Annotated in this window: 24 protein-coding genes, 1 pseudogene and 1 riboswitch; of the genes and pseudogenes, 23 read left to right on the top strand and 2 right to left on the bottom strand. The window is 34.6% G+C overall.

Annotated features, from left to right (window positions below; all coding sequences use genetic code 11):
* Positions 1-16: 16 nt before the first annotated feature.
* The 9 genes from ssnA (at position 17) to HALSA_RS10760 (ending at position 10,298) form a co-directional block, all read left to right on the top strand.
* Entirely contained in the window at positions 17-1,348 is a 1,332-nt protein-coding gene (ssnA, locus tag HALSA_RS10800; protein ID WP_013406589.1) for a putative aminohydrolase SsnA, read from the top strand.
* Complete coding sequence (locus HALSA_RS10795; protein WP_160143070.1) at positions 1,284-2,222, top strand: FAD binding domain-containing protein; 939 nt, start codon at positions 1,284-1,286, stop codon at positions 2,220-2,222. Before ssnA ends, HALSA_RS10795 begins: the two co-directional genes overlap by 65 nt.
* On the top strand, positions 2,206-2,691 hold the full coding sequence (locus HALSA_RS10790; protein WP_013406587.1) for a (2Fe-2S)-binding protein: 486 nt from the start codon (positions 2,206-2,208) through the stop codon (positions 2,689-2,691). Before HALSA_RS10795 ends, HALSA_RS10790 begins: the two co-directional genes overlap by 17 nt.
* A complete protein-coding gene (locus HALSA_RS13210; protein WP_013406586.1) occupies positions 2,684-4,030 on the top strand; it encodes a xanthine dehydrogenase family protein molybdopterin-binding subunit in 1,347 nt (448 codons plus the stop codon). Before HALSA_RS10790 ends, HALSA_RS13210 begins: the two co-directional genes overlap by 8 nt.
* A complete protein-coding gene (locus tag HALSA_RS13205) occupies positions 4,030-5,025 on the top strand; it encodes a xanthine dehydrogenase family protein molybdopterin-binding subunit (protein WP_013406585.1) in 996 nt (331 codons plus the stop codon). The genes HALSA_RS13210 and HALSA_RS13205 overlap by 1 nt, the downstream gene beginning before the upstream one ends.
* Positions 5,026-5,039: 14 nt before the next feature.
* Positions 5,040-5,639: a nucleoside-triphosphatase gene (locus HALSA_RS12505; protein WP_013406584.1), complete on the top strand. Its 600-nt coding sequence runs from the start codon at positions 5,040-5,042 to the stop codon at positions 5,637-5,639.
* Positions 5,640-5,655: 16 nt separating this feature from the next.
* Positions 5,656-6,747, top strand: coding sequence for an alpha-hydroxy-acid oxidizing protein (locus tag HALSA_RS10770; RefSeq protein ID WP_013406583.1), 1,092 nt, complete (start codon positions 5,656-5,658; stop codon positions 6,745-6,747).
* Between the two features lie 45 nt (positions 6,748-6,792).
* Entirely contained in the window at positions 6,793-8,544 is a 1,752-nt protein-coding gene (ade, locus tag HALSA_RS10765) for an adenine deaminase (RefSeq protein WP_013406582.1), read from the top strand.
* 75 nt (positions 8,545-8,619) lie between these two features.
* A riboswitch (purine riboswitch) is annotated at positions 8,620-8,719 on the top strand.
* 265 nt (positions 8,720-8,984) lie between these two features.
* Positions 8,985-10,298, top strand: a complete 1,314-nt coding sequence (locus HALSA_RS10760) for an NCS2 family permease (protein WP_013406581.1) — start codon at positions 8,985-8,987, stop codon at positions 10,296-10,298.
* Positions 10,299-10,366: 68 nt separating this feature from the next.
* Here the strand turns inward: HALSA_RS10760 and HALSA_RS10755 are convergent, their stop codons facing one another.
* Positions 10,367-10,882 carry a TlpA family protein disulfide reductase gene (locus tag HALSA_RS10755; protein WP_013406580.1) on the bottom strand — a complete coding sequence of 172 codons (516 nt, stop codon included), beginning with the start codon at positions 10,880-10,882 and terminating at the stop codon, positions 10,367-10,369.
* Between the two features lie 171 nt (positions 10,883-11,053).
* Here HALSA_RS10755 and HALSA_RS10750 point away from each other — a divergent pair, with 171 nt between their 5' ends.
* From HALSA_RS10750 to HALSA_RS10700, 12 genes and pseudogenes are all read left to right on the top strand, one after another.
* Positions 11,054-12,307: an adenosylhomocysteinase gene (locus HALSA_RS10750; protein WP_013406579.1), complete on the top strand. Its 1,254-nt coding sequence runs from the start codon at positions 11,054-11,056 to the stop codon at positions 12,305-12,307.
* Position 12,308: 1 nt separating this feature from the next.
* Positions 12,309-12,850 (top strand): annotated as a pseudogene (locus HALSA_RS13410) (lactate racemase domain-containing protein); the annotation flags it as partial.
* Between the two features lie 51 nt (positions 12,851-12,901).
* Positions 12,902-13,558 carry a nickel-dependent lactate racemase family protein gene (locus HALSA_RS13405; RefSeq protein WP_476620527.1) on the top strand — a complete coding sequence of 219 codons (657 nt, stop codon included), beginning with the start codon at positions 12,902-12,904 and terminating at the stop codon, positions 13,556-13,558.
* Positions 13,559-13,698: 140 nt separating this feature from the next.
* The gene (locus HALSA_RS10740) at positions 13,699-14,814 is read left to right on the top strand and encodes an aminotransferase (protein ID WP_013406578.1); all 1,116 of its coding nucleotides are present in this window, start codon (positions 13,699-13,701) and stop codon (positions 14,812-14,814) included.
* A gap of 26 nt (positions 14,815-14,840) precedes the next feature.
* Positions 14,841-15,932, top strand: coding sequence for a DUF362 domain-containing protein (locus HALSA_RS10735; protein WP_013406577.1), 1,092 nt, complete (start codon positions 14,841-14,843; stop codon positions 15,930-15,932).
* 178 nt (positions 15,933-16,110) lie between these two features.
* Positions 16,111-16,710 (top strand): nitroreductase family protein, encoded by a 600-nt coding sequence (locus HALSA_RS10730; protein WP_013406576.1) that lies wholly within the window; start codon positions 16,111-16,113, stop codon positions 16,708-16,710.
* 125 nt (positions 16,711-16,835) lie between these two features.
* Positions 16,836-17,495: a lipoyl(octanoyl) transferase LipB gene (gene lipB, locus HALSA_RS10725; RefSeq protein WP_013406575.1), complete on the top strand. Its 660-nt coding sequence runs from the start codon at positions 16,836-16,838 to the stop codon at positions 17,493-17,495.
* On the top strand, positions 17,485-18,333 hold the full coding sequence (gene lipA / locus HALSA_RS10720; RefSeq protein ID WP_013406574.1) for a lipoyl synthase: 849 nt from the start codon (positions 17,485-17,487) through the stop codon (positions 18,331-18,333). The genes lipB and lipA overlap by 11 nt, the downstream gene beginning before the upstream one ends.
* Before the next feature lie 57 nt (positions 18,334-18,390).
* Positions 18,391-19,362 carry a D-2-hydroxyacid dehydrogenase gene (locus HALSA_RS10715; RefSeq protein WP_013406573.1) on the top strand — a complete coding sequence of 324 codons (972 nt, stop codon included), beginning with the start codon at positions 18,391-18,393 and terminating at the stop codon, positions 19,360-19,362.
* Positions 19,363-19,508: 146 nt separating this feature from the next.
* Complete coding sequence (locus HALSA_RS10710; RefSeq protein ID WP_013406572.1) at positions 19,509-20,711, top strand: MFS transporter; 1,203 nt, start codon at positions 19,509-19,511, stop codon at positions 20,709-20,711.
* An 89-nt stretch (positions 20,712-20,800) separates the two neighbouring features.
* Positions 20,801-22,231 carry a Na+/H+ antiporter NhaC family protein gene (locus tag HALSA_RS10705; protein ID WP_013406571.1) on the top strand — a complete coding sequence of 477 codons (1,431 nt, stop codon included), beginning with the start codon at positions 20,801-20,803 and terminating at the stop codon, positions 22,229-22,231.
* A gap of 55 nt (positions 22,232-22,286) precedes the next feature.
* Entirely contained in the window at positions 22,287-22,952 is a 666-nt protein-coding gene (locus tag HALSA_RS10700; RefSeq protein ID WP_013406570.1) for an HAD family hydrolase, read from the top strand.
* A gap of 67 nt (positions 22,953-23,019) precedes the next feature.
* Here HALSA_RS10700 and HALSA_RS10695 read toward each other — a convergent pair whose 3' ends face one another.
* Positions 23,020-23,574 carry a BMC domain-containing protein gene (locus HALSA_RS10695; protein WP_013406569.1) on the bottom strand — a complete coding sequence of 185 codons (555 nt, stop codon included), beginning with the start codon at positions 23,572-23,574 and terminating at the stop codon, positions 23,020-23,022.
* Positions 23,575-24,041: 467 nt separating this feature from the next.
* On the opposite strand from HALSA_RS10695, the gene eutA reads away from it, so the two are divergent.
* Positions 24,042-25,469 (top strand): ethanolamine ammonia-lyase reactivating factor EutA, encoded by a 1,428-nt coding sequence (gene eutA / locus HALSA_RS10690; RefSeq protein ID WP_013406568.1) that lies wholly within the window; start codon positions 24,042-24,044, stop codon positions 25,467-25,469.
* A gap of 23 nt (positions 25,470-25,492) precedes the next feature.
* Complete coding sequence (locus HALSA_RS10685) at positions 25,493-26,857, top strand: ethanolamine ammonia-lyase subunit EutB (protein WP_013406567.1); 1,365 nt, start codon at positions 25,493-25,495, stop codon at positions 26,855-26,857.
* Positions 26,858-26,864: the final 7 nt, after the last annotated feature.

Raw genomic sequence — 26,864 nt, 5'->3', positions numbered from 1 at the left:
ATGAGGAGGACTTAATTTGCTATTATTAACCAATGCAGTGGTAATAACCAATGATCAGGATAACAGGGTTATCAAAGATGGTGCTGTTTTAATAGAGGGTAGTAAAATTAAAGAAATTGCTGAAAGTGATATCTTAGAGTCAAAATATAGTGAGGTAGAAGTTAAAGATGTGGATGGCAAAGTTGTAATGCCAGGAATGATCAATTCTCATATGCATCTTTACAGTACTTTTGCCAGGGGGATGGATTTGAAAACGGATCAACCACCCCGTCATTTTTTAGAGATTTTAGAAAAGTTATGGTGGCGGCTTGATAATACTCTTAAAGCAGATGATATTTATTATAGTGCCCTTTATGCGATTTTAACCGGAATTAAGCAAGGGACCACAACAATAATTGATCATCATGCCAGTTATGGTCAGATTAAATATAGTCTTGAGATCATAGCAAAAGCAGTTGAGGAAAGTGGGATCAGAGCTGACCTGGCTTATGAGATATCGGACCGCAATGGTGATCAGATGAGAGATGCTGCCTTAAAAGAAAGTGAAGAATTTATAAATAATATAGCTGAAGATAATTCAGAACGCTTAAACACAAGAATAGGTCTACATGCCTCTTTTACTTTAGAAGATGACACCTTAGCTAAAGTTTCGAAATTAGCAGATAAAATGAACTCCAATTTTCATATCCATGCAGCAGAAGGAAGGCTTGATTTAGAACACAGCAGACTTAAAGGCTATAATGGTGTAGTTAAAAGACTGGATGATTATGATATCTGGCGGCCTGGCACTATTGCTGTGCATGGGGTTCATCTTCAGGATGAAGAATTAGAAATTTTAAAAGAAAATGAATGCTTTTTAGTTCATAATCCAGAATCAAATTTAAATAATGCTGTGGGAGTAACACCTCTAAAAAAAGTCCTTGCTAAAGGGGTGAAACTTTGTTTAGGTACTGATGGATATACTACTGATATGTTTGAGAGCATAAAATTTGCTGATTTAGTCTTAAAACACAGTAGCCAGGATCCAGGGTTGGGCTGGACTGAGATTCCTGAGATGGTCTTTAAGCGCAATCCAGAATTGGCTTCTCAAAGTTTTGGAGTAGAACTTGGTGTTTTAAAAAAAGGTGCAGCAGCAGATATTATCGTAGTAGATTATTTTCCTCCAACCGAGATAAATTCTGATAACAGTTATGCTCATATCTTATTTGGAATCAATGGTGGTATGGTAGACACAACTATTGTGGCAGGCAAAATATTGATGGAAGATCGGGAGGTGAAGGTTTTTGATTATCAAAAGATCGCCCATGAAAGTAGAGAACAGGCAAACGATTTCTGGCAAAGATTTTGAAAACTATTTTCAACCTAAAACCCTTAAAAAAGCTTTAGAGATTAAAGAAAAATATCAGGATGAAATTATAGTTTTAGCAGGTGCAACTGATGTACTTGTAGAAAAATATGAGCGATTAAATGAAATTAAACACTGGCTTGATTTAAGCAGAATTAAAGAACTAAAATTTTTAGATTTTAAAGAAGATAAGATCTTGATTGGGCCTTTAATGACCCATTATGAATTAAAAAATTCACAAATGTTAAAAGAAAGGCTTTCTATTTTGGCTAAAGCCTCAGCTGCAGTAGGTTCCCCTCAAATTAGAAGCAGAGGTACTATCGGTGGGAACATCTGTACATCATCACCTGCGGGAGATACCCTTTCAGCCCTGCTTGCCTCTGATGCTAGTTTTAAGCTGCAGTCACAAGAAGGCAGCCGCCTGGTTAAAGCCGAAGAATTTTTCCTCGCTCCAAAAAGAAATATATTAAAGGAAAATGAGCTTTTAACCCAGATAGAAATACCTTTATATTCTGAGCCAGCTTTAAATTTCTGGTCCAAAATTGGCCGGCGTAAAGCTTTGGTTATTTCTACTTTAAATTTAGCTTTAGTTCTATATTTTGATAGGGGAATAATTAAGCGGGCTGGACTTGCGGTTGGGTCAGCTGCTCCGACTCCAATTAGATTGAGAGAAGTAGAAGAGATGATGATCGGCAAAAGCCTGGCTGAACTGAATTACAGAAACCTTGGAGAAGAGCTTAAAAAAAGGGTTTCTCCTATAGATGATATTAGGGGGACTAAAAAATATAGAGAAAATGTTGTTAGAGATATTATGGAAAATGCCCTGGAATCAATAGAAAAAAGAAGAGAGGGAGGGAAAAATGCAGATCAAATTTAAGGTTAATGGAGAAGAAAGAGAAATAGCAGTAACACCTTATCACCGCCTGCTTGATCTTCTTAGAGAAGATCTTGGTTTAACAGGAGTTAAGGAAGGTTGTGGCAAAGGTGAATGTGGTGCCTGTTCTGTTATTATGAATGGCCGTTTAATACCTTCCTGTCTGGTACCTGCCCCTCAAGCTGATGGAGCTGAAATTATTACTATTGAAGGTTTGGTTAAAGATGATCAACTTCACCCACTACAAGAAGCTTTTATTGAGACCGGTGCGGTCCAGTGTGGTTTTTGTATTCCGGGTATGATAATGGCCGGCAAAAACCTTTTAGATAAAAATCCACGGCCAAATGAGGAAGAAGTTCGTTCTGCTTTATCAGGTAATATTTGTCGCTGTACTGGTTATACTAAAATTATTGAAGCGGTAATGCTGGCTGCAGATATAATAAACTCAGAAGGAAGTGATTCTGATGAGTGAGCAAAAATATAGTGTTAAAGATTATTACTGCAAGCATACTACCAGATGTTCATCAGAAAAGCCCAAAGGTGGTAAACGTTTTGTTGGCCAGGATATTTTAAAAGCTGATGCTAAAGATAAGGTTAGCGGAAAAGCAGTTTATGCTAATGACATTTATTTTGAGGATATGCTCTATTTGAAGGTGAAAAGGGCTGTTCATCCTCATGCTATTTTAAAAGATATTGATATTTCTAAAGCAAAAAAAGTAAAAGGTGTAGTAGATATATTTACTGCAGAAGATATACCAAATGTAAGGAAGTTTGGCCTGATTATTAGAGATCAACCTGTTTTAGTTGCTCCGGGTAAAACAATGCGTTATTTAGGTGATGCTCTAGCAGTAGTAGCGGCCGAAAGTATTGAAGCTGCTAAAAAGGCTGTTGACTTAATTGAGGTAAAAATAGAAGAGCTTGAAGTTATAACTGATCCTTTTAGGGCCATGGAGGATGATGCAGTTAATATACATCCTGATGGCAATATTTTAGTTACTCATAACCTGGAACGGGGGGATGTTGAAGCTGGTTTTGCAGAATCAGATATTATTGTCGAAAGAAAATATCAAACTCAATTTATAGATCAACTCCCGATGCAAAACGAAGCGGGGATAGCTTTTTATGATGAAAGAAAGGGAAGAGTTAATATCTGGGCAGCTACCCAGTGGCTGCATGATACTCAGGCAGATGTAGCTCAATCACTAAGACTGGCCAAAGATCAGATTAGAATTATTCAGCCAACTATTGGTGGAGCTTTTGGTAAAAAAGAAGATGTTTCTGTACACATCCATCTAGCCATTGCAGCTATGAGAACAGGTAGACCGGTCAAATTAACTTTTAGCCGCGCAGAATCTATGATTACCCAATCCAAGCGGCATCCAATTACGATAATTAATAAAACTGGTGTCAGTAGTGATGGCTATTTAAAAGCCTGGCAGACAAAGTTTATTGGTGACACAGGTGCTTATGCTTCAAGTGGTCCAGCAGTAGTTCATAAAGGTATGTACCATGCGACCGGCCCTTATAATGTCGAAAATATCAAGGGAATATCACATGCAGTTTATACAAATAATACCTATGCTGGAGCAATGAGAGGTTTTGGGACAACCCAGGGTGCCTTTGCCTATGAATCTCAGATGGATATCCTGGCCCATGAACTTAAAATGGATCCAGCAGAGTTTAGACAAAAAAATATCTATCAAATTGGTTCATGGACTCCTAATGGTCAGCAGCTTAATCACAGTGTTAATGCTGAAGAAACTATTAAAAAAGTGATGGAATTAAGCGGCTGGAAGGGAGGAAAAGAGTGATGAAGAAAAAAGGAAGAGGTTTGGCTACAATAATGTTTGGGTTTGGTTATGGAGAAGGATTTCCTGATCATTCTATAGCTTCAATAGAAATTAAAACAGATGAAAGAATTGTTATCAAAACTGCTGCAGCAGATGTTGGCCAGGGTGTTATTACTACGGTTATTCAAATTGCAGCTGAAATATTAAGAATCAAACCTGATTATTTTGAGGTTATTCAGGGTGATACCCATACTACTAAAAACTCAGGTTCTACCTCTGCGACCAGACAGACATATTTTACCGGTAATGCTGTAAAAAAAGCTGCCGAAGATTTATTAGCCAATTTATATCATTATGGGAGCCTGGAGTTTAGAAGCAATCATCCTGAGATAAATGTAAAAGATGGTGAGATTTATCTTTACGACGAGCCTGATTACTCCATTACTTACTGGGAATTGGCTGCTAAACTAAAAAATAGAGGGATAACTTTAGAAGCTGAAGGCTCATTTTTCCCGGTTACTTATCAACCTGATCAAAAGGGCCAGGCAGATAAGGTCTATGTTGCTTATACATTTCTTTCCCAGGTAATAGAAGTTGAAGTAGATACTGATACTGGAATTATCGATCTACTCAATGTCTATACAGCTGTTGATATTGGTAAGGCAATTAATCCTAAAAATGTTGAGGGACAAATTGAAGGTGGTACTGTTCAGGGACTGGGAATGGCAGTTATGGAAGACCAGGTTATTCGCAATGGAAGGACCTTAAATGCTGGAATGTCGGATTATTTAGTTCCAACCAGTGTTGATATCCCAAAATTTAAACATTATTTAATTGAAGATCAAGATTCAGAAGGACCATTTGGAGCTAAAGGTGTAGGGGAACCTACAATTATCGCAGCAGCTCCAGCTCTTGCAAATGCAGTTTACGATGCAATTGGGATTCGTTTTTATGAGCTTCCTTTAAATCCATCCAGGGTAAAAAAAGCTATAGAAGAAAAATATAATAAAAAATAGACAGGAGTGTAAAAATGGCAAAAACATTAAATAATTATTTTTTAACAGGAGAAAAAAATAGTGGTAAATCTAGTATTATAAAAAGGTTATTGGAAGAAATTGATTATTATCCGGCAGGCTATGCAGTAGCCAGAGAAGTTGATCCACTCAGCCAAAAACCTCTGGTCTTTAGGCTTGTACCTGCATTGTTTTTAAAAACAATGGGAACTAAAAATCTGATTTCTGATTTTGGCAAGAAAAATACTTTAACAATGAGCCACTTTGATAATATTATTGCATCAAGGGAAAGTATTGATGAAGAGTTCGAAGTTTTTCCCGAGGTATTTAATAATTATGGAGTTGAATTACTGAGATTAGATGTAGCAATAGTTATTATGGATGAATTGGGACGTTTTGAATCTGGGGCAGAAAAATTTAAAGAAAAAGTTTTTTCTCTTCTGGATTCACAAAAAATTGTACTTGGTGTATTAATAGCAGAAAGCAATTCTTTTTTAGACCAAATAAAAGAAAGAAAAGATACTAAAATATTTGAGGTACAAGAAGATAATAGGGAAGAAATCAAAAGAGAGATTTTCTCTGTTTTGAGTCAATTTATGCGTAAGAAAGACTATTAAACTAGGGGTGACTATCATGGCTGATTTAAGAGTCAAGTTGTACGATTTTATTTTAAAACATCCTGTCATGCCAGCTGCAGGACCACCAATTAAAGATGCTAAGGCTGCAGCAGCTGCCAAAAAAGGTGGCACTTCTGCTATAGTAACCAAAACTATTTCTACTAAAGCTGCAAAAGTACCCAGGCCAAATATGGCCCAGCTAAAAAGTGGTTTTATGAATACAGAATTATGGTCAGAAATGGGTCCTGACAAATGGTTAAATGAGGAATACCCTGTTATTAAGGAACTGGGATTACCAGTTATCGTTGGTTTAGGTTATAGTGCTGAAGAAATAAGTGAGCTGGCAAGAAAAGTTGAGCCTTTTGCTGATGCTTTAGAACTTTCCACTCATTATTTAGGTAGTGATCCTTCTCCGGTAATAGAAAGTGTAAAAGCAGCAAAAAAAGCTGTTGATTTACCGGTTTTGGTTAAATTAAGTCCTCAAATTGATATTGCGAAGTTTGCTAAAGCTGCTCAAAAAGCTGGTGCTGATGGTTTAGTTTTAATAAATTCCTTTGGGCCAACACTGGATATTGATTTAGAGAGTGGAAGGGCCTTAATGGGCAGTGAAAACGGTTATGGCTGGTTATCTGGAGATGCAATCTTTCCTCTAGCTTTAAGAGCGGTTTTTGAGGCTGTTAAAGCTGTTGAGATACCTATCATTGCAGTTGGGGGAATTTCTAGGGGAGAAGATGCAGTAAAGATGATTATGGCCGGAGCAGAGGCTGTACAGGTTTGCACTACTGCTATCTTGAATGGACCCACTGTTTATTCTAAAATCGCCAGGGAAATTGATAGATATTTAGAAGAACATAATTATAATAATTTAAATGAAATCAGAGGAATTGCCCAGGATAGAGTGCCAAAAAAGGCAAATTATCAAAGCAAAACACCTAAAATAATAATTGAAAACTGTACAGGCTGCAGACTTTGCATTACAAGCTGTGTTTATGATGCTAATTATTTAAATGAAGACAAAAAAATTGTAATTGATAAAGAAAAATGTGCTGCTTGTGGTCTCTGTGTTACCCGCTGTAATTTTGCTGCTTTAGAATTGAATTGGGATTAAATTATTTGTCATATTTATAAAGGCTTTATTAGAAAGGGGGCTTATGTGAAAAAGCGTGAATTATTAAAACAGGCCAGGGGAATAAAAAAGGCAGAGAAAGTTTTTAAAAATGCAGCAGTGGTTGATGTTTTTAATGAAAGGCTTATTAATTGTGATGTTGCTGTTGCAGATGGAATCATAATCGGACTTGGTGAATATCAAGGAGAAGAAGAGATTGATTTAAGTAATATGATCATCAGCCCTGCTTTTATCGATGCTCATCTTCACATAGAATCTTCAATGACTAATGTAGATGAATTTGCTCGCGAAGTGATTCCCAGGGGGACAACTACTGTTGTAGCAGATCCCCATGAAATTGCAAATGTTGCTGGAATTACGGGAATAAAATATCTCCTGGTTGCAGGTAGGGCACAACCCTGGAATTTTAATTTAATGCTTCCCTCATGTGTTCCAGCAAGTAGATTTGAACATTCTGGAGCTAAATTATCAGCAGCAGATCTAAAACCTCTTTTAACTGAAAAAGGGATATTTGGTTTGGGAGAAGTTATGGATTATCCTTCAGTAATAAATGGTGATCAGGAAATATGGGCTAAAATAAAAATGGCTGATAATATTTTTAAGGATGGACATGCTCCAGGTTTATCAGGGCCAGATTTAAACGCCTATTTGCTGGCCGGCATTGCAGCAGATCATGAGGCTACAACTGCCAAAGAAGCTTTAGAAAAAGTTTCTAAAGGTATGAATATCATGATCAGAGAGGGTTCTGTGACTAGAGATCTGGCTGCTCTTTTGCCAGCAGTAAATAGTAGCAATTGTTCACGTTTTTGTTTTGCAACCGATGATCGCCATCCAGGTGACTTAATTGAAGAAGGACACATAGATTTTGTTGTTCGTAAAGCAGTGCAATATGGTTTGTCTCCTCTCCGTGCTATTCGAATGGCCAGTATAAATTCTGCTTTAATCCTGGGGATTGATAATTTAGGAGCAATAGCACCTAATTATAAAGCTGATCTATTGATAATAGATAACCTGAGAGATCTTAATATCAAAGCTGTTTACAAAGATGGTAAATTAACAGCAGAAAATGGAACTTTGTTAAAATCAGTAGACACTAAAGCTTCAGCTGATATTAGCAAAATGATGAGCAGTGATATAAAAGAGAAGATTTTTAATTCAGTTAAATTGGGTAAAATTGTTGAAAATGATTTTGATTTACCTAAGGCAAAAAAATATAGGGTTATAGAGCTGCTTGAAGATAAAATTGTTACTGCTGCCTCGACTTATGAGACCGAAGATAATTATCCCGGTGAGCCCCCTAGAATAGAATTGATAGGTCATAACTTAGTCAAACTTGCGGTTGTTGATAGGTATAAAGACAGGGCCAGGGTAGGACTGGGCTTATTAAGAAATTTCGGTCTCCGCAAAGGAGCAATCGCAACTTCTATTGGTCATGATGCTCATAATATTATTACAGCAGGTTTAAGCTCAGAAGATATGTATCTTGCAGTCAAAGAAATAGAAAAAATGCAGGGTGGAATAGTTATTGTAGTTGATGGAGTAGTTGAGCAAAAACTTCAACTTCGAGTGGGAGGTTTAATGGCAGAAAAGCCATTAAAAGAAGTAGCTGATAAATTGATTAAGATGAGAGAAAAAGCCAACTCACTTGGTGTTAATAGAGCAGGACCATTTATGACACTTTCTTTTATGGCGCTAACTGTAATTCCTGAATTGAAGCTTACTGAAGAGGGATTATTTGATGTTAATCAATTTAAAAAAGTTGACTTAATTATTTGTTGACATTGTTTTAATCTTTATCTATAATAGTAAATGAATTTAAATTAAATGATTTTTTTAAAAAATATGTAAAAAATTTCAATAAAATCAAATATGCCTCGTATAATTGTGAAGATATGGTTCACAAGTTTCTAGTGTCAGCCGATAACTGACAACTATGAGGGAAATTATCTGTTTTAAGTTGAATATCCGTTTATCTTTTTGCTTTTTGTGATTTTACAGTTTTCTCAAATTAAGATTTGAATTATTTGAACTGAAAATCATTAAAGCTGGATATTTAAAACTCTGTCTAGATTTTTTTAAACCTGAGAAGGTAGATTCCTCATAGTTTGGAGTCTGTTTTCTTGGGTTTTTATTTTTAAATATTAAAAAGTTTAAGAAGGGTGGTGAAGTCTTTAGTTCTGTTTTATTTAGTTGGCAAATTACAAGGAGGTTATTAATTAATGAGTACAGATAATGGGTTTTTAGAAAATGTTTTTAAACTAGAAGAAAATAATACAAATGTCAAAACTGAAATTATTGCTGGTTTTACTACTTTTATGACGATGGCCTATATTATTTTTGTTAACCCTTCAATACTTAGTGATGCTGGAATGCCATTTGAAGGTGTTTTAATTGCTACAATTATGAGTGCTGTTTTAGGTACTCTGGCAATGGCATTTTTAACTAACTATCCTTTTGCTCTTGCATCTGGAATGGGATTAAATGCATTTTTCGCCTATTCAGTAGTAATTGGGATGGGAGTGCCATGGGAGGTTGCTTTAGGAATAATCTTTTTAGAAGGTATTTTATTTATTATTTTAAGTGTTACTCCTGTAAGGGAAATGATTGTAAACAGTATTCCAATGGCACTTAAAACAGGTATTAGTGCTGGTATAGGATTATTTATTGCCTTCATTGGTCTACAAAATGCAAATATTGTTGTGGCAGATGAGGCAACCCTTATAGCAATGGGTGATCTGTTCTCAGGACCTGCTCTGGTTGCTCTGTTTGGTCTTATAGTAACTGGTATCTTACATGCCAGAAAAATTAAGGGAGCACTTCTCTGGGGTATCCTCTTATCAACAGCATTTGGCTGGATAAATGGTGTTACACCAGCTTTTGATGGCTTAGTTGCAATGCCTCAGATGGCAGATTGGTCTGAAGTTCTATTTCAGTTGGATATTCAGTCAGCCCTAAGTCTGGGTATGGTTGGAGTTATTTTATCTTTCTTATTTGTTGATATGTTTGATACTGCTGGAACTCTTGTTGGTGTAAGTCAGCAGGCTGGTTATTTAGATGAAAATGGCGATTTGCCAAAAGCCAGCAGGGCTCTTTTAGCTGATGCAATCGGTACTACTGGTGGAGCACTTTTTGGTACAAGTACTGTAACAACATATGTTGAGTCTGCTGCCGGTGTTGGAGATGGTGGTCGGACTGGATTAACTGGAGTTGTTGTTTCTGCTTTATTCTTATTAGCTCTATTTTTTAGACCTTTAATTGGTATTGTACCAGCTGCAGCTACTTCTCCAGCCTTAATTGTTGTGGGAACGATGATGATGACAAATATTACTAAACTTGACTGGGGTGACTTCACTGAGATCTTACCAGCTTTTATGGCCATGATAATAATGCCATTAACTTATTCAATTTCTCATGGTATTGCTTTTGGATTTATTGTTTATCCATTAGTAAAATTATTTACTGGACAGGGTGAAGATGTTCACTGGTTAGTATATGTATTAGCTGTTGTATTTGCTGCATATTTTATCTTTTAATTAAAAATTAAATAAATTAATTTTATATAAAAAAGACAGCCTTTTTTCGATCTAAAGGCTGTCTTTTTTTAATCTATTTCAGCTAATTCAAGCATTTGTTGATAAGAAATTGCTCCAGTAATTTTATTGATTATTACACCGTCTTCATCTAAAAAATAACTTGTTGGAATTCCTCTAACTAAATAATCTTGTGCTACCTGTCTGTTTTCATCCAATAAAATTTTAAATGAATATGGGTTTTCTAGAAGATAGCTCTGAATTACAGCTTTATCTTCACCTACATTAACAGCCAGTATAGTTATGTCTTCATTTCGCTTTTCATGCAATTCCTGCATTGCCGGCATTTCTTCCCGGCAGGGAGGACACCAGCTTGCCCAAAAATTAAGAAAAACTTTTTCTCCCTGATAATCACTAAGTTTTACTTCATTACCATCTAAATCTTCAATTTGAAAATCAGGAGCAAGTTTATCAACTTCGGTACCTCTTTCAGGTAGTTCATTTCCAGTTCCCATATTTTGAAAATATATAAAAGCACCTGCTGCAGCAATAACTACTATTAGAATAATAATACTTTTCTTTTGCACATCAATACCTCCATTCAACTATTATTATATAAGTAATTAACTCAGAATTCTAGATTATTGGCAAAAAAATTTAAAAGATAATAAAATTCGACTTTTATTTAAATATATATATGATAAAATAAAAGCAGTGTAAATTATATTTTAGCGCAAAATTTCAAGGAGGTCAAAATAATGATAGAAAATTCTACCTTAAGAAACCCTGATTTAGCAGCAGAGGGTTGGAAAAAAATAGAATGGATCGCAGATAAAATGGATATTTTAAATCAAATACTTAAAGAATACCAAGAAGAACAGCCTTTTGCCGGTAAAAATGTGGCAATTTGCCTTCACTTAGAAGCTAAAACGGCTTATTTAGCTTATGTAATTAAAGAATTGGGAGCTGAGGTTGCAATCTGTGGTAGTAATCCTCTTTCTACTCAAGATGATGTAGCAGCTGGTCTTGCAGCACACGGGGTTGAGGTCCACAGCTGGTATGGATCTACATCTGAAGAATATAAAGTTCACTTAAACAAAGTGCTTGATACTGAGCCCGACTTTATTATCGATGATGGTGGTGATATGGTAGAGGCTCTTCATACAGAGCGCAAAGAATTATTACAAAAAATTATTGGTGGAGCAGAAGAAACAACTACAGGTATTCATCGTTTAGAAGCAATGGAAGCAGATGGGACCTTAAGTTTTCCGATGATGGCTGTAAATGATGCTCAATGCAAATCACTTTTTGATAACAGATATGGTACAGGACAATCAGTCTGGGATGGTATCATGAGAACCACCAATTTGGTTGTAGCAGGAAAAACTGCTGTTGTAGCAGGTTATGGCTGGTGTGGTAAAGGGGTAGCTATGAGAGCTAAAGGCCTGGGTGCCAGAGTTATAGTAACCGAAATAGATCCGATAAAAGCCAGTGAAGCCTGGATGGATGGTTTTGAAGTGATGCCTATGAAAGAAGCAGCAAAAAAAGGTGATTTTTTCATCACTGTTACCGGTTGTAATGATGTGATAGCAAAAGAGCATATCAAAGAAATGAAAGATGGAGCAATATTATCTAATGCCGGTCACTTTGATGTTGAAGTGAGTAAAACTGATCTTAAAGAATTAGCAGTTGATACAGCAGAAGCTAGAAAAAATATTAAAAAATATGAAATGGCAGACCAAAGAAAAATTTATCTTTTAGCAGAGGGAAGACTGGTTAACCTTGCTGCCGCAGATGGTCATCCAGCAGAAATTATGGATATGACCTTTGCACTACAGCTTTCTTCACTGCTATATTTAAATAAAAATCAAGACCTGGCTAATAAGGTATATAAGATTCCTGATAAAATCGACAATATGGTTGCAGAATACAAATTAAAGTCACTAGGAATTAAAATTGATAAACTAACTGAAGCTCAAAAAGATTATATCAGCAGTTGGGAGACAAATTAAAATGTTATTAAAATATGGTAGAAAAAAGTTATCACTTGATTTACCCAAAGAAAATTTACTGAAAGTTTTAAAAGCAGCTGAAAAAAAAGGACTCAAAGACCCTTTAAAAGAGGTTGAGCATTCACTTGCAAACCCCATTGCTTCTAAACCACTTTTGGAGTTGTTAAAGGCAAAAAAGATAGAAGATCTGGTTATAGTTGTTAATGATGTAAGCAGATATACTCCCTATGAATATATGCTGCCCCCCATTTTAGATACCATAAAAAAGGCAGGATTAAAAAAGAACAGATTACTTTTATTGTTGCAACAGGAGTCCATGCTGCTCATTCTGAGGCCCAGAACAGGGAGATTTTCGGTGATGAAATTCATGAGAACTATTCTTTTCATCATCATGACTGTGATGGAGAGCTTGTAGAATTGGGAACTTTAAGTACCGGCAATAAAGTGAAAATAAATAAAAAAGCAGTAGAAGCTGATTTTGTGATCACAACAGGAGTAATATTACCCCATTATATGGCAGGTTTTTCAGGTGGTAGAAAATCAATCCTGCCTGGTATAGCAGGTAGAGAAACGATAGAAAAAAACCATTCTCATATGGTTCATGTGATGGCAGAAAACCCTCCTTTAGCCGAAAATCCGATCAACCAGGAGTTATTTGCTGGAGCAGAACTTTTGGGTGTTGATTTTATAGTCAATGTTGTCACTAACAGTAATCGCGAGATAGTAAAGGTTGTTTCAGGTGATCTACGGGAAGCCTGGTCAGCAGGAATAAAGAGTTCAGCTGAGATGTATGAGGTAGAGATTGCAGAAAAAGCAGATGTGGCAGTAGTTAGTTCAGGTGGATTTCCTAGAGATATAAATGTTTATCAGGCCCAAAAGGCCCTTGACCATGCAGACCATGCGGTAAAAAAAGGTGGAACGATAATCTGGGTTGCAGAATGTACAGAGGGTTTAGGAGAAGAACGTTTTGAACGCTGGATGGATGAAGCCGAAAAACCAGAAGATAATATAGAGAGAATAAAAGAGAAATTTTTAATCGGTGGTCATAAGGCATTTGCTATCTCTAAGGTGGTAAAGGACAAAGAGGTTATTCTGATATCTGATTTATCTAAGGCTCAAAGTGAGAATATGTTTCTTAAAAAGATGAGAAGTTTAGCAGAAGCTACAAATTATCTTGAAAATAAATATGAGGGCAATTATAAGGCATATGTTATGCCACAGGGCAGTTTAACAGTTCCAATCATTAAATAATTACTGGTGCTAATTTAACTTATAAAATCTCACTGAAAATATTTGGTGGGGTTTTTTCTTTTTTGTTTTGAATGTGATAAAATTATTATTAATATTTAAAATTTACCTAAAGTAAATATTGAGCAGCTAGGAGGAAAAAAATGAAGATAGAAGCATTTGGAGTAGAAGAATGGATGAATAAATATGAAAAAGGGGCTAAATATAATATTGCAGAAACATGTGTAGAATCTTTAACGGTAGAGCAATTAATTAATTTAAGTGATGATCCAGAAAATAAAATCACAGAGATAAAAAATATAAAGCTTGATTATGGAGATATTAAAGGTTCAGAAGGCTTTAAAAAAGGAGTAAGCAGTTTATATAATACTCTATCCCCGGAAAATATTTTGCCTTCACATGGTGCGAGTGGAGCTAATTTTTTAGTTATGTATTCCCTTGTTGAAGCTGATGATGAAGTTATTTCTGTACATCCTACCTATCAACAGCTTTACTCAATACCAGAATCTTTTGGGGCAAAAGTTAAAAAATTAGAATTAAAATATGAAGATAACTATTCAATAGATTTAAAAAAGTTGAGGGGAATGGCAAATGAAAACACTAAATTAATTGCCATTAATAATCCTAATAATCCTTCTGGAGTTGTGATGGGAGAAGATATATTAAAAGCTATTGTAGAAATAGCTAGTGATGTTGATGCCTACATTTTGGCTGATGAGGTTTATAGAGGTTTAAGTAAAGGAAAAAAGTTACCAGCAATTGCTGATCTTTATGAAAAGGGAATAAGTGTAGGTAGTATGTCAAAAATATTTTCACTGGCTGGGCTTAGGATTGGCTGGCTTGCAGCGGCTGAAGAAATTATTGATATCTGTCAGCTGCACAGAGATTATACAACAATTAGTAATGGTAAAATAGATGATTTTCTTTCTGTTATTGCTTTAGAAAACAAAGATAAGATTTTTAAAAGAAATTCTATTAAATTAGAGAAACAGCTTGCAATTCTTGACCAGTGGGTTGAATCTGAAGCTTTAGTTGAGTATGTAAAACCTAATGGTGGTACTACTGCATTTTTGAATTATAAAATTGACTTAGATTCTGAAACTTTTTCTAAAAAATTATATTATGAAAAAGGGGTTTTAACAGTCCCTGGAATTGCATTTGGAAGAGAGGGTTTTATTAGAGTTGGATTTGCAGGTAATAAGCAAGAACTGATAAACGGCCTCAAACTATTAAAAGAATTTATTCATGAAAACAAATAATAGCACATTAAATTTGGAGGTATAGAATGCTGAATAAGCAGATATTGGTAAGTTATGGTGATCAGGCCAAAAAAATGACCGAAGAACTGCTCAAAGAAATTGCAGTTGAAAATGAATTAGATAAAGATGATTTAATTGCTTTAAAACCAAATTTGATCAATGCCAGCACCTCAGAAAAAGGAGCAACAACTGATCCCCAAATAGCTGCTGCTCTAATTGAATATTTACAGGCTAAAGGCTTTAAAAATATTATAATTATAGAAGGTTCATGGGTGGGAGCAGATACTGATAATGCTTTTAAAAAATGTGGTTATCAGGAACTTGCGAGGAAATATAAAATTCCTTTATATAATCTTCAGAAAAGCAATTATCGCAAAAAGAAAGTTTTTGATATGGAAATAGAAATTGCTGAAATAGCTCTAAAAGTTGATTATTTAATCAATTTGCCCGTATTAAAGGGCCACTGCCAGACCAATCTAACCTGTGCTTTAAAAAATCTTAAAGGGTGTTTATCAGATCAAGAAAAAAGACGCTTTCATAGAATGGGGCTGCATAAATCAATCGCCCATCTAAATAAGGCTTTAAAACAGGATTTAATTATAGTTGATGGTATCTATGGGGATTTAGATTTCGAAGAAGGTGGTAATGCAGTTAAAATGAATCGAATTATGGCTGCTAAAGATCCTGTTCTACTTGATAGCTATGCAGCTGAATTATTGGGTTATCATATTACTGATATTCCCTATCTAGAGATTGCAGCAGAAATGGGGATCGGGAACAATAATTTAGAAAAAGCAGAAATTATAGAAATAAATAAAGATCAGGCTGCGGATATAAATTATAATTCCAGTAAAATTAAAAAATTAACAAAAATGATAAAAGCTAAAAATGCCTGCTCAGCCTGTTATGGAAGCTTGGTTCATGCCCTTAAGAGATTGGACGAAAGGGGTAAATTAAAGGCAATAAATCAAACTATCTATCTTGGCCAGGCTTATAAAGACAGAGAAATCGAGGGCTTGGGAATTGGCAGCTGCTGTAATAAAGCATTAAACTTTGTGAAGGGGTGTCCTCCATCAGCTAAAGCGATTACTGATTTTTTAAAAAATCAGAATATGTAAACAATAATACAGTAAATTTATTGCAGCTGTGATAAATTTTCAATAGTGTCAAAAAAGTCAAGAGAAGGATAATTAGGAATAATTAGCTAATAATATAAAAATTATGCTTTGATATTATTGTAATTTAGCATAGTTAATTTTAAAAAATTACTTAAGCTGAAATTGGGAGGGACATGTTATGACAAAAGACATTTATCAAGTGATCAAAGAAAGAAGAAGTTATTATTCAATTAATGATGAAAAAGTTGTTTCTGAAGAAAAGATAGAAGAAATAGTTAAATATGCAGTTAAACATACCCCTACTGCTTTTAATTCACAAACAGGTAGAGTTGTTATCTTATTTGACGAGGAAAACGATAAATTTTGGAATATAGTTGAAGCTTCACTAAAAAAGATAGTTCCAGAAGAAAATTTTCCTTCTACCAAAGAAAAAATCGATGGATTCAGGAGTGGTTATGGAACGGTCTTATTTTATGAAGACCAGTCAATTGTAGAGAAAATGCAGGAAGAGTTTCCACTTTACAGTGAAAACTTTCCAAAATGGTCTGAACAATCTTCCGGGATGCTGCAGTATAACGTCTGGAATTTACTGGAAGCAGAAGGTTTAGGAGCTTCACTTCAGCATTATACTGAATTAATTGAAGAAGATGTTAGAGCTGAATGGGACATTCCTGTAAAATGGCGTTTTGTGGCTCAAATGCCATTTGGTAAACCAACTGCTGAGCCAGATGAAAAAGAATTCCAACCATTATATCAAAGAGTTAAAGTTTACAAATAAAAATATTGTTCTTTTAAATTAAGCTCCCTATTAGGGGGCTTTTTTTAATAAATTCATTTTAATAGTCTTTATAGCATGATATAATATTTATTAACGTAAATTCTAATAAAACAAAGGGGATAGATATGGCAGTTAAATTAAATATTAAGAATCTAGGTATATTAGAACATCAGAAAGCTTATGATCTACAATTAGAAATAATGCAAAAAAGAATAAACGATGAGATAGAAGATACTCTTTTAATTGTTGAACATCCACCTGTTTTTACTATAGGGACAAGTGGCTCCAGAGAAAATATTAGAGTCGGTTCTGATTTTTTAAATGATGCTGGAATTGAAGTTTATAAAACAAATAGAGGTGGAGATATCACATATCATGGACCGGGCCAGCTTGTAATCTATCCAATTTTAAATTTAAAAAATCATAAAAAAGATTTACACTGGCTGCTGCGTTCTTATGAAGAAGTATTTATTGAATTATTAAAAGAATTTGATATTAATGGCTGGAGAATAGATGGATTAACAGGTGTCTGGGTTGGGAATGAAAAAATTACAGCCATTGGTGTAGCTGTGAGACGCTGGGTAAGTTATCACGGTTGTGCATTTAATATCAGTCCTAACTTAGAACATTTTTCTTATATAGTACCCTGTGGAATTACTGATAAAGGTGTAACATCTTTAGAAAAACTGCTTGGGCAAAAAGTCGAAACTGAAGCGGTTATAGAAATATTAATAAAAAAATTTACAGAGGTATTTAAAATGGAGGTTATAAATTATGAAAGGTAAGTTCCCGGAGTGGCTTAAAAAAAGACTTCCTGCTCAGGAAAAGTGGATGCAGGTTGAGGATATTTTAGATGATTTAAAATTAAATACTGTTTGTCAGAGTGCTCACTGTCCAAATCAGGGAGAGTGTTTTGCCAATAATACAGCAACCTTTATGATTTTGGGCAAAATTTGTTCCAGGAACTGCAGATTTTGTGCGGTAACCTCAGCTGAGCCGGAAAAGGTTGATCCAGATGAGCCAGCTAATTTGGCAGAAGCAGTTAAAAGTTTAAATTTACGATATGTTGTGATTACCTCAGTGACAAGAGATGATTTAGCAGATGGAGGAGTTAGCCAATTTATTAGGGTGGTAGAAGAAGTTAAAAAAATAGACAAAAATATCAAGGTAGAACTTTTAACACCTGATTTTCAAGGTGAAGAAAAAATATTAAAAAGATTGGCAAAGGCAGAATTCGAGGTTTTTAACCATAATATAGAAACCGTACCTACTCTTTACAATGAAGTAAGACCGGAAGCTGATTATCAGCGCTCACTTGATGTACTAGAAAAAATGAAAAATTATAAGCCTTCACTATATACTAAATCCGGGCTAATGCTTGGCTTAGGTGAAAAAGAAGTGGAAGTAATTAAAGTTATGGAAGATTTAAGAGAGATTAATGTTGATATTTTAACTATCGGCCAGTATTTACAGCCTTCTAAAGAACATTTAGAGGTGAAAGAATTTATCAGGCCGGAGAAATTTGCAGAATATAAAAAGAACGGGGAAAAATTAGGATTTAAGTCAGTTGTTTCAGAGCCTTTTTCTAGAAGTTCATATCATGCTTCAAAAAGTGTTGAATAATTTAGAACAGATAAGCTAAAAATCTATTGATTAGTATTTTTAGAAAGGAGCAGAATTATGAAAATTGTTGTTTTAGATGGTTATGCAGTCAATCCAGGTGATTTAAGCTGGGAACCTTTAAAAGAGCTTGGGGAAGTTGAAATTTATGAAAGCACCCCTGAAGAAAAAATTATGGAACGGGCAAAAGATGCAGATATAATTTTGACAAATAAAATTGAATTTACAGCCGAAAGAATTTCTCAGCTGCCAGATTTGAAATACATTGGAGTTCAAGCTACCGGTTATAATATAGTTGATTTAGGTGCAGCTGCAGAAAATGACATCGTAGTAAGCAATGTACCTGCTTACAGTACTGATGCAGTAGCTCAATTTGTTTTTGCTTTAACTTTAGAAGTAGCCCATCATGTTGGAGAACATAATCGGGTGGTCAAAGCTGGAAAATGGAGTGAGTCAGAGCATTTTTGTTTTTGGGACTATCCATTAATTGAATTAAAGGGAAAAACCATGGGTATTATTGGTTATGGGAATATTGGCCAGAGAACTGCAGAGATAGCTCTTGCTTTTGGTTTAAAAGTTATAGTATATGATAGAAGTCCAGCTAAAAAAATTGCTGCTGAAGAAATCATGACAGATAAAATAGAGTTCCTTGAATTAGAAGAACTTTACCAGCAGGCAGATATTATTAGTCTTCACTGTCCATTAACTGATCAGACAGAAGGTATGATAAATAAAAATAGCATTTCTCAAATGAAACCCGGAGTAATTATTATCAATACAGCCCGAGGTGGTTTAATAATAGAAGAAGACCTTAAGTCTGCTCTCGAAGAAGGCAAAGTTTTTGGAGCAGCAGTTGATGTGTTATCAACTGAGCCTCCTAAAAAAGACAATCCGCTTTTAGACTCAGATAAAACAATCATAACTCCTCATATAGCCTGGGCTTCAAAAGAATCCCGGCAGAGGTTAGTTGATATTGTTGTTGAAAATGTAAAAAGCTTTATTAATGGCCAGGCAATTAATCAGGTTAATTAGTTATCGGTTTATAAGTACCAGGTACAGAAAACTGTTATTCACATTAGAATCCCTGCTATTTCAAAATTTAGACTCTAAGTACCAGGTACTTATAAGTGGTACTTAATAATCACAGCAAAAAAACACTACAAGATGAGTAGGTAATTATGCTAAAAAAATATATAAAAAATATAGAAAGCAATAAATATTTAAAGGTTATCACAGAATTCTCTTTATTACAGTTTTTTTTCTGGAGCACATGGGCAATTTATGGTGGTTATCTTGTTTATTATCTAGGGGAGATTGGCTATAGTAACATAAGGATTGGGACTTTAATGTCTCTGCGTACTTTTACAGGTTTAATTGGTCCCCCGGTAATAGGCTTCATCTGTGATAAGATTGAAAGCAGAAAAAAAGTTTTTATTATTTCTATGTTATTGATGGGGATTATTGTTGCTCCTTTTACTTTTTATGGTGATTACATGCTTTTTATTGCTATTGGGGTAATGGGCTTTTTATGGGAGCCACAGCAGTCAGTACTCGACAGCTGGATCATTGAAACATCAGAAAAAACGGCTCTTAATTATGGATTTATGAGAGCCTGGGGATCAATTGGCTTTGCGATTATTGTGACAATTTTCGGTCTGGTTATTGAGTTTTTTGGTTGGACAGTACATTTTTTAAGTTATGGTTTGGCAGCTTTTATAGTAGTTGTGATCGCTTTAATGATTGAGGATAATAGCTATCAAATTCCTGATGACCTAAAGTCTAATCCCACGAAGCAAAAAACCAATCTTAAAAATTTAGTCAAACTTTTAAAAGATCCCGAATATTTATTTATCTTATCGGTTACACTTTTAATTTTTATTCCGGCGATGATGATAATGGTTTACCTTGCTCCAATAGTTCAGTCTGTTGGAGGTGATTCTAGGGATTTAGGTTACATATTATTTTTTAATGCATTAAGTGAAGCACCAATATTTTTTATGGCTAAACATTTTCTGCAGCGATATAAAACAAGAGCACTACTCTTATTTGCTGCAATTTTTTATTTACTTAGAACTATAATAGTTGCCTTAGCTGTCTCACCAACACAGTTAATATTCTATGGCCTTTTACAGTCGCTATCATTTGGAGTTTTTCTGGTAACGGTTAGATATTATGTAAAATTAATTGCTCCTACTGGTCTAAAAACAACTGCTCAAAGCATTATACTTATGTCAGCCTTTGGAGGTGGTGGGATAATCGGCAGTCTCCTGGGAGGTTTTTTAATCGATACTTTTGGGATGAATTCGATGTTTGCTGTTAGTATTGCTTTTAGTCTGCTGGCAGTAATTGTATTATTTTTCTCGGTAATACAAAAAAGCTGATCTCAGATTAAAAAATATGGATTAGCCAATATTTTCTGAATATTGTGCCATAAATAATTTAAATATTTAATATTTGAGGAGGATCTAAGATGGAATATGGTTTATGGAGTATTTTACCACCACTAGTCGCAATTTTTCTGGCAATTACTACAAAACAGGTTTTTATTTCATTAATCTTAGGGATTTTTTCAGGAACATTAATTTTAAATGATTGGCAGCTTTTTGTATCCATTAATGCTACTCTAGAAGAAATAGTACTGGTTTTTTCTGAAGGCTGGATTACCAAAACAATAATATTTTCATTTTTGGTAGGAGGATTGATTACTGTCATTTCAGCTTCAGGAGGAGTACAGGGTTTTATAAATTATTTAACAGAAAAAAAGGATTTAGTTAAAGATAAAAAAGGTGCACTTCTTTTGGCTTACATAACTGGTCTGGTTATTTTTATTGAATCTTCTATTACAAGTTTGGTTGCTGGAACTGTAGCAAGGCCCTTAACAGATAAATATAATGTTTCTCGAGAAAAATTAGCTTATGTTTGTGATTCAACATCTGCCCCAGTTTGTGGTTTGATCCCCTTAAACGGATGGGGAGCTATGCTGATGGGAGTTATTGGAGTTCAGATAGCAAATGGGGTAGTTGATGGAACTGCTGCTGGGCTGTTGGTTAGATCACTTCCATTTCAGTTTTACAGTATTATAGCAATTATAGCGGTTGGTTATTATATTATGACCGGAAATGACTGGGGACCGATGAAAAAAGCAGAAAAGAGGGCCAGCGAAAAAGGCCTGCTCTTAAGAGAAGGTGCTACCCCGATGGTTTCGGAAGAGGCAACTGCAACTCCTCCTAAAGAAGGGGTCACTCCGAATATGTGGAATATGATTTTACCACTACTTATCTTGATTCTAATGATGCCTATTAGTCTCTACATAACAGGTGATGGGAATATTTTGCAGGGTTCAGGTTCAACATCTGTCTTTTGGGCAGTAATTACATCAGTAACATTTGCAGGGTTTTTATATGTTCTGGGTGGTATTATGTCTTTAAAAGAATATATAGACTATGTATATCAAGGGATAGGAGCAATTGTTCCGGTCGCCATACTTTTGATTACTGCATTTGCAATTGGAAATGTAATAGGTTATTTAGAAACAGGTCAGTACATGGCAGCTCTAGTTGAGGGAAGGGTTAGCGGTGCTTTTGGTCCGGCAATGATATTTTTAATGGCCTCACTTATGGCTTTTTCAACAGGTACCAGCTGGGGAACATTTGGAATTATGATGCCAATCGGAATACAGATGGCAGTTGCCATGGGAGCCCCTTTATATCCGACCATAGGAGCTGTTGTATCAGGTGGGATTATGGGAGATCATTGTTCTCCAATTTCTGATACTACAATTATTTCTTCAATGGCTTCAGCCTCAGATCATATTGATCATGTAAATACCCAGCTTCCTTATGCTCTATTAAATGGAGCTTTTGCGCTGGTTCTATATCTGGCTGCTGGCTTTATATTTTAGAATTAAATTTGCAGAAAATGCTTGATTTCAATATAATGATTAGCGGGTGATAAAAATGATAAAGGCAGTAATATTTGATATGGATGGTGTTATTGTAGACAGTGAACCAATTTATGAGAAGGCTGATAAAGAGATTTTTCAGCGTTATGGGATAAACTTAAGTGATAAGGAATTACAAAACTATATTGGAGTAAATTTACTAGATATTTGGACAGATCTGTTTAATAAATATCACTTTAAAGGTGAGTATAAAGATTATGAAGTCGAAGATTTTATAGAAGAACATGTACATGGCCATTATAAAGTATTAAGTGAGAGTGATGAACTTGCACTGATGCCCGGGATAAAAGAGTGGTTTGAATATTTTAAAGCTAAGAGTTATAAAATGATTATAGCTTCTTCATCTTATGAACCAATTATTGAACTGATATATCAGAAATTTGGACTTGCTAAATATATGGAAGGTTATGTGGATGGTAATTCTGTGGAAAAAGGAAAACCAGAACCTGATATTTTTCTTCAGGCAGCAGAAAATTTAGGGGTTAAAGCTGAGGAGTGTCTGGTTATCGAAGATTCTGAGCATGGTATATCAGCTGCTAATCAGGCAGGCATGAAATCGATCGGTTTTGATCGGGATACTGATTATAACCAGGATTTAAGTTCGGCAGATATTCTCATTAAAGAATTTAACCAGCAAAATTTAGAAAAACTTAGTCTATAAAAAATAAAAATCTACTGCTAAATTTCTTATATGAAGTTCAGCAGTAGCTTTTTTATTCAAAAAGTTATTAAAATATACTGTCTATTAGTTTTTGGCTGGGTGAAGAAATAAAGCTTTTAGAAATTAGATATTTATCATTTACCGAGCTTTCACAGGCATTAATACCGTGTTGACAGGCCTGATTATCACCAGTAAAAATAACAACTGCTTTTCCACCAGTTGTCATACCTAATTTAAGCATAACTAAATGGACTTCTGCTGCTTTAACTGCGGTATCAGCAGCAATAATACCGGAAGCTATATTATTATATTCTAAAATACCGAGTGATTTGACCTTATCTTTATCAATTTTTTTATATTTGAGCATCTCTAGAACTTCTTCGGAAACTTTGGGGATTAGTAATTTTTCTATAACCGCTTTTTCTCCCTCGGCTAGATTGAGCCCGGTGTTGAGAGATGATTTAACTGCACTGATTTTACCACCGATTAAAACACTATATTTACCAGGACAAATAAATTTTGTTTGCAGCAAATCAATGTCAGCAGCTTTGGTCATTTCATCAGCACATTTAATGGCAACAGCAATTTTTGAGAACTCAATTAAAGCGATACTTTTTTGCATTTTAAACTCCTCTTTTCTCTTAAAAATCTTCTTTTAAAAACTACAAATAATTAATCTCTATTATATAATTTGATGAATTTATTAATAATCCTTTTTTTAATTTGATAATTTTCAGTAAATTTTAAATATTGCTTGTTTTTAGAGTCTATATATGGTAAAATTTTTTCAGAAGCAGCTATATTTTAAAAATTCAAATGGCAGTTATTGTAATGGATAAATTTTCAAATTTATGTAACTTTCTCTACCAAAAATCAAATTTTAAATACAGCAATTTAATTAAAAAAATATATAAAATAATGCTCATTTAAATTATGTTCAGTTCAAGACAACAGAGAAATAATAACTTTTGAAATTTATGATATAATTTATAATAGCTGATAATTGTGAGCTGGAGGTGATATCTTTGGGGTATCTTTCTCTGGCATGTTTTATTTTAGCAAAATATATTTTTAATTGGAGGTGGAAATTTGGAGAAAATAATAAGTGTTGGTATAGATATTGGTACTTCTACTACCCAGGTTATTTTTTCTCATATTACAATTGAAAATCTTGCCTCTGCCTATTCTGTACCACAAATTGACATAATCGATAAAAATGTTTTTTATAAAAGTGATATCTATTTTACACCTTTGGTCTCTGAAACTGAGATCGATGGTAAGGAAATTAAAAAAATAATAGAAAATGAATTTAAAAAAGCAAAAGTTTCTAAAAAAGATATTAGTACTGGGGCAGTTATTATTACAGGTGAAACTGCTCGCAAAAAAAATGCAAGCCTTATTTCAGAACAGCTCAGTGATTTAGCAGGAGATTTTGTTGTTGCCACAGCTGGCCCTGATTTAGAATCTATTATCGCTGGTAAAGGAGCTGGAGCAGATAAATTATCAGAGACTTTAAATGATCTGGTAATTAATTTCGATATAGGGGGTGGAACTACTAATATAGCTCTTTTTGAATCTGGCCAGGTAATTGATACAGCTTGTTTTGATGTCGGGGGAAGGTTGATTCAATTAGATGAGCAAAATAGGCTTAAATATATTTCTGAAAAGATGAAAAAGCTTGTTTCTGATTTGAATCTAAATTTAGAACTGGGTAAAAAGGTAAATAAAAGTGAATTAGAGAAAATAGCCGAAAAAATGGCTTCTGTGTTATCTGAAGTTTTAAAAGCAGGAGAAAAAAGTTCTGAGTATAATTATTTAATAACGAATCATGATTTAAGTAAAAATTATTCAGTGAATTATGTTTCATTTTCCGGGGGAGTTGCTGATTATATTGATAATAATCAGTCTGATGATCTTTATAAATATAATGATTTGGGGATAATACTTGCTCAAAAAATTAGAGAATCAAGCCTTTATAAGGATCATAAAGTTTATCAAGCAGAAGAAACTATTCGAGCAACTGTTGTAGGAGCAGGCAGTCACACAACAGATATTAGTGGAAGTACGATTACATATACTGATAATATTTTTCCGCTAAAAAATATTCCAATCATAAAAATAACTCCTAAAGAAGAAAAGTTAGCTAAAAATGATTTAATTAAATTGATAAAAAAGAAGTTAGATTGGTATGATTTAGATTTTGAAGCCCAAACAGTAGCAGTTGCTTTAAAAGGAAAAAAGAATTTCAATTTTGCAGAGATTACCGAATTGGCCGAGATTATAATTGCCGGCATGGAAAAAATTATCAAAATGGATTTTCCTCTCATAGTAATTTTAGAAAACGATGCTGCGAAAGTGTTGGGCCAGACCATCAATCGTTTAATAGGAGAAAAAAAGGCTCTTGTTTCACTTGATGGGATAAAGGTTGATAATGGGGATTATATTGATATTGGTAAACCTCTTGCCAGGGGAAAAGTGCTTCCAGTAATTATTAAGACTTTAATTTTTGGCAAATAAATAAATAAGGAGTGGCTTTGAACATGAAATTAAAGACCAAATTATTTGGCGAAGTATTTCAGTTTGAATCTGTTAAGGAGGTGCTGGCCAAAGCAAATGAAGAAAAATCAGGGGATCAATTGGCAGGGGTTGCTGCTGAATCGGTTACTGAAAGAATAGCAGCAAAAACTGTATTAAGTAATTTAACTTTAGCTGATCTCCGTAATAATCCTGTAGTACCTTATGATGAAGATGAAGTAACAAGGGTGATTCAGGATGACTTAAACGAGAGAATTTATGGAGAAATAAAAAATTGGACAGTTTCTGAATTGAGAGAATGGATACTCTGTGAAGAAATAACCGGCAGTGATATTCGTAGAATAAGCAGGGGACTTACAAGTGAGATGGTAGCAGCAGTTACTAAATTAATGTCCGATCTTGATTTGATTTATGGTGCAAAAAAAATGGTAGTTACTGCTCACTGTAACACCACTATCGGGAAAGAAGGCACTTTATCTTTTAGACTGCAGCCTAATCATCCTACAGATGATATTGATGGAATAATGCCTTCAGTTATGGAAGGTTTCTCCTATGCAAATGGAGATGCAGTACTGGGTTTAAACCCTGTTAATGATAGTGTAGATAATATTGCTAATATTTTAAAAAGCTTTGATGAGTTTAAGCGGGAGTGGGAGATCCCAACCCAGATTTCAGTTCTAGCCCATGTATCAACCCAGATGAAAGCAATTAGACAGGGTGCTCCAACTGATTTGATTTTCCAGAGCATTGCTGGTTCTGAAAAAGGAAATGAAGGTTTTGGAGTGACTGTGGATCTGCTTGAAGAAGCCAGACAGCTGGCTTTAAGAGAAGGTACAGCTACAGGGCCTAATGTAATGTACTTTGAAACAGGTCAGGGGGCTGAGTTATCTTCAGATGCTCATTTTGATGCTGATCAGTTGACAATGGAAGCTAGATGTTATGGTTTAGCCAGAAGGTATGATCCATTTCTGGTCAATACTGTAGTTGGTTTTATTGGACCAGAATACTTATATAATGGTAAGCAGATGATCAGAGCAGGATTAGAAGATCATTTCATGGGCAAGCTCAGCGGTATTTCTATGGGTGTAGATGCCTGTTATACCAATCATATGAAAACTGACCAAAATGATGTAGAAAAACTTGCCGTATTACTTGCCAATGCTGGCTGTAATTACTTTATTGGTGTTCCTGTTGGTGATGATATCATGCTTAATTATCAGGCGGCAAGTTATCATGATGCCCAGGCTATTAGAGAAGTTGTTGGTCTTAAACCAATAAAAGAATTTGAAGAATGGGCTGAAAAAATGGGGATTTTAAAGAACGGAAAACTAACCGAAAAAGCTGGTGATGGTTCAATTTTTCTTAAATAGCCAGGGG

Origin of the sequence: Halanaerobium hydrogeniformans, assembly GCF_000166415.1 — a bacterium.
Classification (GTDB): Bacteria; Bacillota; Halanaerobiia; order Halanaerobiales; family Halanaerobiaceae; genus Halanaerobium; species Halanaerobium hydrogeniformans.
This window is presented reverse-complemented; position numbering and strand designations above follow the sequence as displayed.